Raw genomic sequence first — 11,552 nt, forward strand, 5'->3', positions numbered from 1 at the left:
CCTGGACCCATGCCATCAAGCACCCTGCACAGCTGGACCCACGGCGCAGTGATGCTGGATAGCGAGCACACCCGGTTCGCCCTGTGGGCCCCGGATGCCCGTGAAGTCAGCGTTGCACTGGCGGACGGCCAATCACTGCCGATGCGGCCCGAGGCCGACGGCTGGTTCGTGACTCAGGCGCGCTGCCCGGCGGGCAGCCGCTACCGCTACACCATCGATCGGCAGATCCAGGTGCCGGACCCGGCCTCCCGGGCCCAGGACGGCGATGTACATGGCCCCAGCCTGGTGGTCGACCACAACGCCTACGCCTGGCAGCAGCCCCAGTGGCGTGGCCGGCCCTGGCACGAGGCGGTGATCTACGAACTGCATGTCGGGGTCATGGGCGGCTACCTGGCGGTGCAGCAGGCCCTGCCGGCCCTGGTGGACCTGGGGGTGACCGCCATCGAGCTGATGCCCCTGGCGGAGTTCCCCGGCGAGCGCAACTGGGGCTACGACGGCGTCCTGCCCTACGCCCCGGAAGCCTCCTACGGTGCTCCCGACGACCTCAAGGCCCTGATCGACGCCGCCCACGGTCTGGGCCTGGCGGTGATCCTCGACGTGGTCTACAACCACTTCGGCCCCGACGGCAACCACCTGCAGCGCTACGCCAAGGGCTTCTTCCGCGAGGATCTGCACACCCCCTGGGGCGCGGCCATCGACTTCCGCCGGCGGCAAGTACGCGACTTCTTTATCGACAACGCCCTGATGTGGCTGCTGGAGTACCGTTTCGACGGCCTGCGCCTGGACGCCGTGCACGCCATCGACGACCCGGACTTTCTCCATGAACTGGCCCAGCGGGTACGCCAGGCGGTGCCGGCGTCGCGCCAGGTGTGGCTCAACCTGGAAAACGAGTTCAACCAGGCCAGCCTGCTGCAGCGGGGTTTCGACGCCCAGTGGAACGACGACGGGCACAACGCCCTGCACGTGCTGCTCACCGGGGAAACCGACGCTTACTACGCCGACTTCGCCGACGACCCCACCGCGCAACTGGCCCGCTGCCTGAGCCAGGGCTTCGCCTTCCAGGGCCATGCCAACCGCCACGGCCAATCCCGGGGCGAACCCAGCGGCCACCTGCCCCCCAGCGCCTTTGTGCTGTTCCTGCAAAACCACGACCAGATCGGCAACCGGGCCTTTGGCGAGCGCCTCAACCAGCTGGCGCCGACCCAGGCGCTGCAGGCGGCCACGGTGTTGCTGCTGTTGTCGCCGATGATCCCGCTGCTGTTCATGGGCGATGAAGTGGCGGCCCAGGAGCCGTTCCTGTTCTTCACCAGCCACCAGGGGGAACTGGCCGAGGCCGTGCGCCAGGGCCGGCGCAACGAGTTCGCCGCCTTCAGCGCCTTTGCCGACGCCGCCCAGCGCCAGCGCATCCCCGATCCCAACGCCCCCTCGACCTTCCAGGCATCACGGCCCCGGCCCCAGTCGCAACAGGCCGAAACGACCCGTGAGCTGTACCGCAGCCTGCTGCGTATCCGCCACCGCGAACTGATCCCACGCCTGCCCGGCGCCCAGGCCCTGGACACCCGGGTGCTGGCCGAAGGCGCCCTGAGCGCACGCTGGCGCCTGGGTGACGGCAGCCTGCTGCGCATCGACCTCAACCTCAGCCCACACCGGGTCGAACTGGAGCCCGAAGCAACAGCACAACTGTGGTTTGAACACCCACCGCGAGCACTTGAACACTGGCAGCAGGGCTGGTTACCCGCCTTCAGCGCAGTGGTGCAACTGGACAGCGGGCCTTGCCCCACCGCCCCCGATGGAGAACGCCGATGAGCGATGCGCAACTGGAAATACTCGCCAGCCGCGCCGGCCTGGCAGTGGATTGGATCGACGCCAACGGCCGACCGCAAAAGGTTGAGGCGCGGGTGTTGCGGGCCGTGCTGGCGGGCCTGGGCCACCCCGCCGACAGCGACCAGGAAATCGCCGACAGCCTGCAGCAGTTGCACCAACTGCAGCAAAGCCGGCACCTGCCACCGCTGCTGACCGCCGACGTCGGCCAGGGCCTGGACCTGGCCCGGTACTTCGCACCCGGGACCCGCTGTGCCATCGAGCTGGAAAACGGCGAACCACTGTCGTTGCAGCTCGATGAACAGAGCGTGCTGCCAGGGCAGATCCCGGTGGGTTACCACTCGGTGCGCATCGAGGAGGAACACTTCACCCTCGCGGTGGCCCCCGCACGCTGCTACAGCGTGGCCGACGCCGTGGGCCAGCCGACCCCGCGAGCCTGGGGCCTGAGCGTACAGCTGTATGCCCTGCGCCGCCCCGGTGACGGTGGATTCGGCGATACCCAGGCACTGGAAGAGCTGGCCCGGCAAGCCGCCGAGCGCGGCGCCGATGCCCTGGCCATCAGCCCGCTGCACGCCATGTTCAACAGCGATCCTCAGCGCTACAGCCCCTACTCGCCCTCCAGCCGGCTGTTTCTCAACAGCCTGTACGCCGCTCCCGGGGCCATTCTCGGCGACCGGGCCTGGCGCAGCGCCATCGAATCCTGTGGCCTTGGCCAGACCTTGCAAGCCCTGGAACAGCAACCACTGATCGACTGGCCCCAGGCGGCCCAGGCCAAGCAACAAGCACTGCGCGCCCTGTACGAAGGCTTCTGCCACGGCCAGCACCCCCTGCACGAGGACTTCGCCAGCTATCGCCGCAGCGCCGGCGAAGCCCTGGAAAACCACTGCCGGTTCGAGGCCATCCAGGCCGAGCGCGCCGCCCGCGGCGAAGACCTGGACTGGCGTCACTGGCCGCAACACTGGCGTAACCCGGCGAGCCCGGCCCTAGCCCGGTTCGCCGAGGAGCAGGCCCATGAAATCGGCTTCCATGCCTTCTGCCAGTGGCTGATCGCCCGCAGCCTGGAACGGGCGCAGAGCGCGGCCCACAGCAGCGGCATGGGCATCGGCCTGATCGCCGACCTGGCGGTGGGCGCCGACGGCGGTGGCAGCCAGGCCTGGAGCCGCCAGGAGCAGTTGCTGGCGTCCCTGACCGTGGGTGCGCCACCGGACATCCTCAATCGCCAGGGCCAGGGCTGGGGCATCTGCGCCTTCTCTCCCGAAGGTTTGCAGCGCCATGGTTATCGCGCCTTCATCGAAATGCTCCGGGCCAACTTCGCCCATGCCGGCGGCTTGCGCATTGACCATGTGATGGGCTTGCAACGGCTCTGGGTGATCCCGTCGGGAGCGCCGCCCTGCGACGGCGCCTACCTGTACTACCCGGTGGACGATCTGCTGCGCCTGCTGACCCTCGAATCCCATCGGCACCAGGCCATTGTCCTCGGCGAGGACCTGGGGACGGTGCCCGACGGCCTGCGGGAAAAGCTCGCCGCCCGGGCCATGCTCGGCATGCGCGTGCTTTTGTTCGAACAGGACCACGGCTGCCACTTCAAGCCGATCCTGGACTGGCCGGACAACGCCCTGGCCACCACCAGCACCCACGATCTGCCCACCCTCAACGGCTGGTGGCAGGGCCGCGACATCGACTGGAACCTGCGCCTGGGCATGGTGGATGAACAGGGCGCGCGACAATGGCGCGAACACCGCCAGCGCGAGCGTGACGGCCTGCGCCAGGCCCTGGCCCAGGACCCACAGAACTTTCACCAAGAGGCCCACGAAGCCGACCAAGTGCTGGACGCCAGCGTGCGCTTTCTTGGCCATACCCGTGCGCCCCTGGTGCTGCTGCCCCTGGAAGATGCCCTGGGCATCGATGAACAGGCCAACCTGCCCGGCACCCTCGACAGCCACCCCAACTGGCGCCGCCGCCTGGCCAGTGCCAGCCGACGCCTGCTGGACGACAGCGATGCCGCCCGGCGCCTGGAACTGCTGGCCTGTGCCCGGCAACAAGCCCTAGAGCGTGACCGATGAACCTGCCGTCCCTGCCCTTGCTGCGGGCCAGCCTGCGCCTGCAGTTTCATCAAGGCTTCACCCTCGACGACGCCGTACCCCTGGTGCCCTACTTCGCCCGCCTGGGCATCAGCCATCTCTATGCCTCACCCCTGCTCCGGGCCCGGGCCGGCTCCCAGCACGGCTATGACGTGGTGGACCCGACCCAGATCAACCCGGAGCTGGGGGGCGAAGCGGCCCTGCGGCGCCTGGTGGCGGCCCTGCGTCAACAAGGGATGGGGCTGATCCTCGACATCGTGTCCAACCACATGGCCGTGGGCGGCAGCGACAACCCCTGGTGGCTGGACCTGCTGCAATGGGGGCGGCTGAGCCCCTACGGCGAATTCTTCGATATCCAGTGGCACTCCGCGGACCCGCTGATGGAAGGCCAGTTGCTCCTGCCGTTCCTCGACAGCGACTATGGCGTGGCGCTGCAGGAAGGCCGCTTGAAGCTGCGCCTGGACGACGACCTGGGGGGCTTTCACGTACAGCACCACGAACATTGCTTTCCCATCTGCCCCTGGGACTACGCACCACTGCTGCGACTTCCGGAGCCGCTGGACGCCGAGTCCAGCGGCGCCCTGAAATCCCTGGCCGACGGTTTTGCGGCGTTACGCTTCAACGGCGCCGCCCATGCCCAGGCCCGGCCCCTGCAACAAGCCCTGGCACACCAACTGCGCCAGCCGTCAGTGCGCCAGGCCATCGACGCCCACTTGCAAGGCTACGACGCGCGCCAGGCCTGCGGCTTCACGCGTTTGCATCAGTTGCTGGAACAACAGAGCTACCGTCTGGCCAGCTGGCGCACCGCAGCCGATGACATCAATTGGCGGCGTTTCTTCGACGTCAATGAACTGGGGGGCCTGCGGGTCGAACGCCCGGCCGTGTTCGAAGCCACCCACGCCAAGGTCTTCCAGCTGATCGAAGAAAACCTGGTGGATGGCCTGCGCATCGACCACATCGATGGCCTGGCCGATCCCCGGGGTTACTGCCGCAAGCTGCGGCGCCGGGTCGACCGCCTGCGTCCGGGCCAGCACCTGCCGATCTACGTCGAGAAGATCCTCGGCGCGGACGAGACCCTGCATCGCGACTGGGGCGTGGACGGCAGCACCGGCTACGAATTCATGAACCAGCTGTCGCTGTTGCAACAGGCCCCCGCCGGCCAGCCGCTGCTGGCAGAGCTGTGGAGCCGGCACAGCCAGCGGACGCCGCAGTTCGGCGAGGAAGCCCTGCAGGCACGCCAGCAGATCCTCAACGGTTCCCTGGCCGGTGACTTTGAAAACGTGGCCCAGGCGCTGCTGCAAGTGGCGCGGCTGGACCTGATGAGCCGCGACCTGACCCTGGGGGCCATCCGCCGGGCGCTGCAGGAGCTGATCGTGTACTTTCCGGTGTACCGCACCTACATCGGTGCCCAGGGCCGCGGGCCTCAGGACCAGCGGTTTTTCCAACAGGCCATGGACGGCGCCCGAGGCCGCCTGAGCGAAACCGACTGGCCGGTACTCGATTGCCTGGAGCGCTGGCTCGGCGGCCAGGGCTGGCGCCGGCAACCCCCGGGCCGGGCGCGCAAGCTGCTGCGCCACGCCTGCGTGCGCTTCCAGCAACTGACCTCGCCGGCCGCGGCCAAGGCCGTGGAAGACACCGCCTTCTACCGCTCCGCGGTGCTCCTGGCGCGCAATGACGTGGGCTTCAACAGCGAACAGTTCAGCGCGCCGATCTCGGCCTTCCACAGCGCTTGCCAGCAGCGCCTGGACAGCTTCCCCGACAACCTGCTGACCAGCGCCACCCATGACCACAAGCGTGGCGAAGACAGCCGCGCGCGCCTGGCCCTGCTCAGTGAGCGGGCCCCCTGGTATGCCCGCCAAGTGGCCAGCTGGCGGCTGTTGGCTGCCCCCTTGCACCAGCACCCCGACGCCCCTTCGGCAGGCGATGAACTGATCCTCTATCAGACCCTGCTGGGCAGTTGGCCCCTGGATTTGCAGGCCGAGGATCAGCCGGGCCTGGAGCGCTATGCCCAGCGCATCTGGCAATGGCAACTCAAGGCCCTGCGTGAAGCCAAGCTGCACAGCAGTTGGGCAGCCCCCAATCCTGATTACGAAGAGAGCGTTCAGGCGTTTGTCAGCGCCGTGCTGGTCTCGCCGCAAGGCCTGGCCCTGCGCCAGTCGCTTGCGGCGGCAGCCAACAGCATCGCCCCTGGCGGCGCCCTCAACAGCCTGGCGCAAACTTTGCTGCGCATGACCGTACCAGGGGTGCCGGACCTGTATCAGGGCAACGACTTCTGGGACTTCAGCCTGGTGGACCCGGACAACCGCCGACTGCCGGACTACCCGGCCCGGCACCGGGCCCTGGACAGCCCGCGCGATCCTCGGCAGTGGCTGGCCCAGTGGCGTGACGGACGTATCAAGCAGGGCCTGATTGCCCGCACCCTGGGCCTGCGCGGTCAGTACCCGCAGCTGTTCCAGCGCGGCAGCTACCAGCCGCTGACGGTGCTGGGGCAGGAAGCCGGCCGGGTGCTGGCGTTCATGCGTGAATACCAGGAGCAACGAGCCGTGGTGATAGTGCCGATCCAGGTCGCCGGCCTGCTGGATGACAGTGCAATCCCCAAGGTGGATGCGCAGCGATGGGGCGATACCCGGGTGCAACTACCGTTCACCGCTTCGGGCCGCAACCTGAATGGACTTTTTTCAACCGGAGCAGTCACACCCCACAAGGAATTGCTGATCAGCGCCGTATTGCAAGACTTTCCACTCAACCTTTTGATTCAACATTGAGTTCAGTCCAGGAGCATTGCGATGAGTACCGACGACAAACGCATACGTGAATTCGCCTATCAGATCTGGGAGTCGGAAGGGAAACCGGAGGGCCACGAAGCCCGACACTGGGAAATGGCCCGCAAGCTCGCCGAGGCCGAGGCCCTGGCCCCGAGCCAGCCGCCCAAGGGCGCCAAGAGCAAATCTGCCGCCGCCAGTCCGCCCGGCAAGAGCACCAGCAAACCCAAGGCCAAGTCGGCCGCCGCGGTGGTAGTGCCGCCGGGAGAGAAGCCTGCGGCGCCGAAGAAACCCCGGGCACCGCGCAAGCCGCCAGCCCACTGACGACACTCCCGCCCCTCTATCGCCCTGAACCGGTGGCGCGCCCGCACGCCACCCTGGATGGCTTCGCCCTGGAAAACCCACGGCGGGCCCCCTGATCCTTTTTGCAGGAGCAACCATGAGCAGATCCAAGCAGACTCCGCCGACTCCCGAGAACGAACCCTCGCGCATCCGTGAAGGCCTGCCCTTCCCTCTGGGCGCCACCTGGGATGGCCTGGGCGTCAACTTCGCACTGTTCTCGGCCAATGCCACCAAGGTCGAACTGTGCCTGTTCGACGCTGCCGGCGAAGTGGAGCTCGAACGTATCGAACTGCCCGAATACACCGACGAAATCTTCCATGGCTACCTGCCCGACGCTCACCCCGGGCTGATCTACGGCTACCGAGTGCACGGTCCCTATGAGCCGGCCAACGGTCACCGTTTCAACCCCAACAAACTGTTGATCGACCCCTATGCCAAGCAGCTGGTGGGCCAATTGAAATGGTCCGAGGCGCTGTTCGGCTACACCATCGGCCATCCTGACGCCGACCTCAGCTTTGATGAACGGGACAGCGCGCCCTTCGTGCCCAAGTGCAAAGTCATCGACCCGGCCCATACCTGGGGCCACGACCATCGGGTCAGCGTGCCCTGGGACAAGACCATCCTCTACGAGACCCACGTGCGCGGCTTCACCATGACCCACCCCGCAGTGCCGGAACACCTGCGGGGAACCTTTGCCGGGCTGATGGTGGACGACGTGCTGGAGCACATCCGCAAGCTTGGCGTCTCGTCGGTGGAGCTGCTGCCGATCCATGCCTTCGTCAACGACCAGCACCTGCTGCACAAGGGCATGACCAACTACTGGGGCTACAACAGCATCGCCTTCTTCGCCCCGGACCCGCGCTACCTGTCCAGCGGCAAGATCGCCGAGTTCAAGGAAATGGTCGCGCACCTGCATGAGGCCGGGCTGGAGGTGCTGCTGGACGTGGTCTACAACCACACCGCCGAAGGCAACGAGCAAGGCCCGACCCTGTCCATGCGCGGCATCGACAACGCCTCCTACTACCGCCTGATGCCCGACGACAAGCGCTTCTACATCAACGATTCCGGCACCGGCAACACCCTGGACCTGAGCCATCCCTGCGTGCTGCAGATGGTCACCGACTCACTGCGCTACTGGGCCACGGAAATGCACGTGGACGGCTTCCGCTTCGACCTGGCGACCATCCTCGGCCGCTACCACGATGGTTTCGACGAGCGCCACAGCTTTCTCGTGGCTTGCCGCCAGGACCCGGTGCTGCGCCAGGTGAAAATGATCGCCGAACCCTGGGACTGTGGCCCCGGCGGCTATCAGGTGGGCAATTTCCCACCGGGCTGGGTGGAGTGGAATGATCGTTTCCGCGACACGGTGCGGGCCTTCTGGAAAGGCGACGACGGCCAGTTGGCGGACTTTGCGGGACGCCTGACCGCCTCTGGGGAGATGTTCAACCAGCGCGGCCGCCGCCCCTATGCCTCGCTCAACTTCGTCACCGCCCACGACGGTTTCACCCTCCGCGATCTGGTGTCCTACAACGACAAGCACAACCAGGCCAATGACGAGAACAACCAGGACGGCAGCAACAACAACCTGTCCTGGAACCATGGCGTCGAAGGTCCCAGCGACGATCCCGAGATCAATGCCTTGCGCCTGCGCCAGATGCGCAACTTCTTCGCCACCCTGCTGCTGGCCCAGGGGACGCCGATGCTGGTGGCCGGCGACGAATTCGCCCGCACCCAGCACGGCAACAACAACGCCTACTGCCAGGACAGCGAGATCGGCTGGATCAACTGGAACCTGGATGCCGACGGCAAGTCGCTGCTCAAGTTCGTCAAGCGCCTGATCAAGCTGCGCCTGAGCTACCCGATCCTGCGCCGCGGGCGTTTCCTGGTGGGCAACTACAACGAGGACATCGGCGTCAAGGACGTCACCTGGCTGGCTCCCGATGGCAACGAAATGACCACCGAGCACTGGCAGGATGCCCATGGCCGCTGCCTGGGCATGCTGCTGGACGGCCGCGCCCAGGAAACCGGCATCCGCCGCCCCGGGTCCGACGCCACGGTGCTGCTGGTGGTCAACGCCCACCACGACATCGTCAACTTCCGTCTGCCGCAAGTGCCGGCCGGTGAGTTCTGGACCTGCATGCTCGACACCCACCAGCCGGCGGTGCACGGCCAGGAGCGCTTCGCCTTTGGCCACGAGTACTCGGTGACCGGGCGATCGCTGCTGTTCTTCGAGCTTGAGCATGAACAGGACGACTGAGCGCCAGCCTTGCAGCGCGCCCTCGATGCCGCCTTGGCCGACAAGCCAAGCGTCGGCAAATTCCAGGTATTCGTCAGGAGTTCGGGCCTGGCAACAAAATGCGACTACCCTGAGAAACGGGTCGCAATCGACAAATTCAACTCAACCCTCTGTGTAGGCAGCCACGGGCTGAGTATGATTGCGCTCGGATCAGGGTGCCCCAAAGGTATGGAGCACCGGTACATGACGCTGAGGCAGATGCCATGGAATCAGCGTACGTGCAAACCCAGGGTCGCCACTGAACGGATGTTCAGGCCTCATTGCCGTGACCCGGAAAACAGGGATGTGACACCTCATGAAAGCCATAACCGCAATAGACAACAGCTGGCCCAGCCAGATCTGGAACGGTGCCCGCCACCTGGCCGACGTTCCCCCCATCAACCTCGGCAATCTGGTTCCACCCGGCTCCCGGGCCGTGATCATCGCCCCCCACCCCGGCGATGAAGTGGTGGCCAGCGGCGGCCTGCTGCAAGTGCTGGCCCACCATGGCCACCCCCTGCAACTGATCTCCATCAGCGACGGCAGCGCCAGTCACCCAGGTTCCGAGCTGTGGCCCAAGCGCCGCCTCAGCGTGTTCCGGCCCCAGGAAAGCGCCGAGGCCCTGCGCCGCCTGGGGCTGCCCCTGCACAGCCTGAAGTGGATTCGTGGTGGCTTTGCCGACAGCGCCCTGAGCGAGCGCGAACAGCAATTGGCACCATTCATCAGCCGTTACCTGCGCGACAGCGATGTGGTGTTCAGCACCTGGCGCGGCGACGGCAACCTCGATCACGAAGCCGTGGGCCGGGCCGCGGCCAAGGCTGCCGGCCAGGTAGGCGCGCGCTTCTACGAGATTCCGATCTGGGCCTGGCACTGGTCCTCGCGCGAGGAGCACCAGATTCCCTGGCAGCGGGCACGCAAGCTGCGCCTGGACACCTGGACCGTGGCCCGCAAGCGCCACGCGGCCCACGCCTACGCCAGCCAGCTGCAGGGCGAACCGGAAATCGGCCTGGAACCGTCGCTGTCGCCGATTCTGCTGGAGCGCCTGCGCCTGCCCTACGAAATCATCCTGATGTAGGCCGGGCCCGGGCGGAAAATAACCTGAACGCGAGTGCCGGCCATCAGTCCCATGAGAAACCGTCACTGATTCACAGGAGTGAGCGTGAGCAGCGAGTCCACCCGCCAGCCCCAGCCGGGAAGCATCCAGCGTCTGCAGATCCTGACCGTCAACACCCACAAGGGTTTCACCGCCCTCAACCGACGTTTCATTCTCCCGGAGCTGCGCGAAGCGGTACGCAGCACCCAGGCCGACCTGGTGTTTCTCCAGGAAGTGCTGGGCGAGCATGAACGCCATGCGTCGCGCCTGGACAACTGGCCGCAGCAGTCGCAGTACGAGTTTCTCGCCGACAGCATGTGGAGCGATTACGCCTACGGACGCAATGCGGTGTACCCCGACGGTCATCACGGCAACGCCCTGTTGTCCAAGTACCCGATCCGCCAGTACCGCAACCTGGATGTTTCCATCACCGGCCCCGAGCGCCGCGGCTTGCTGCACTGTGTCCTGGATGTACCCGGATACGCCGAGGTGCACGCCATCTGCGTGCACCTCGGCCTGTTGGAAAGCCACCGGCAACTGCAGCTGGCGCTGCTCTGCCAGCTGCTCGAATCCCTGCCCGAGGACGCGCCGGTGATCATTGCCGGCGACTTCAACGACTGGCAGATGCACGGCAATGTCGCCCTGGGCCGGCGCGACGACCTGCACGAAGCCTTCGAACGCCATCACGGCCGCCCGGCCAAGACCTACCCCGCGCGCTGGCCCTTGCTGCGCCTGGACCGGGTCTACCTGCGCAATGCCAGCAGCCACCGGCCACAGATCCTCGGCAACAAGCCCTGGACCCACCTCTCCGATCACCTGCCCCTGGCGGTGGAGGTGCAACTGCCGCCCGTGGCCGCACCGCGGACATCGAGCGATGAACGCTGAAACCGCGATCGTCCCGGCTCACGGATTCCGGGGCGGTGCCGCCCAGTGGCAGCAGGTCTGGTCGACCTGCTGAACCCTGGCGACGAGCAAATCCACGCGCTGGAGTCGCCCCTGATCCCCCTGCCCACCTCACATCCCTGGCATCCGGACAAAGTGCCATTTTTCAGTGATTTGGCCGCCCAAAAATAACCCTTCCGTTTGTCAGTCATTTTCTTGACGAGCCCCCTGCTCTCTCCTTAGCTACCAATGACCACCCCTGGAAAAAGTAACCGGGAAAAGGCCGAAAAAACCTG

Annotated in this window: 7 protein-coding genes; all 7 read left to right on the top strand. The window is 66.4% G+C overall.

Features of this window, described 5'->3' with window-relative positions:
* Positions 1 to 9 precede the first annotated feature (9 nt).
* Positions 10 to 1,806 (top strand): malto-oligosyltrehalose trehalohydrolase, encoded by a 1,797-nt coding sequence (gene treZ, locus LOY69_RS16120; RefSeq protein WP_265073200.1) that lies wholly within the window; start codon positions 10 to 12, stop codon positions 1,804 to 1,806.
* On the top strand, positions 1,803 to 3,884 hold the full coding sequence (gene malQ, locus LOY69_RS16125; RefSeq protein WP_110596906.1) for a 4-alpha-glucanotransferase: 2,082 nt from the start codon (positions 1,803 to 1,805) through the stop codon (positions 3,882 to 3,884). Before treZ ends, malQ begins: the two co-directional genes overlap by 4 nt.
* A complete protein-coding gene (locus LOY69_RS16130) occupies positions 3,881 to 6,667 on the top strand; it encodes a malto-oligosyltrehalose synthase (protein WP_265073201.1) in 2,787 nt (928 codons plus the stop codon). Before malQ ends, LOY69_RS16130 begins: the two co-directional genes overlap by 4 nt.
* A gap of 21 nt (positions 6,668 to 6,688) precedes the next feature.
* Complete coding sequence (locus tag LOY69_RS16135; RefSeq protein WP_123390651.1) at positions 6,689 to 6,988, top strand: DUF2934 domain-containing protein; 300 nt, start codon at positions 6,689 to 6,691, stop codon at positions 6,986 to 6,988.
* A gap of 115 nt (positions 6,989 to 7,103) precedes the next feature.
* Positions 7,104 to 9,263: a glycogen debranching protein GlgX gene (glgX, locus tag LOY69_RS16140; protein ID WP_102879201.1), complete on the top strand. Its 2,160-nt coding sequence runs from the start codon at positions 7,104 to 7,106 to the stop codon at positions 9,261 to 9,263.
* Positions 9,264 to 9,597: 334 nt separating this feature from the next.
* A complete protein-coding gene (locus LOY69_RS16145; RefSeq protein WP_102863443.1) occupies positions 9,598 to 10,356 on the top strand; it encodes a PIG-L deacetylase family protein in 759 nt (252 codons plus the stop codon).
* Positions 10,357 to 10,440: 84 nt separating this feature from the next.
* On the top strand, positions 10,441 to 11,259 hold the full coding sequence (locus LOY69_RS16150) for an endonuclease/exonuclease/phosphatase family protein (protein ID WP_102879200.1): 819 nt from the start codon (positions 10,441 to 10,443) through the stop codon (positions 11,257 to 11,259).
* The last annotated feature ends 293 nt before the right edge of the window (positions 11,260 to 11,552 follow it).

The organism is Pseudomonas sp. B21-059, from assembly GCF_026016285.1.
GTDB lineage: Bacteria > Pseudomonadota > Gammaproteobacteria > Pseudomonadales > Pseudomonadaceae > Aquipseudomonas > Aquipseudomonas danubii.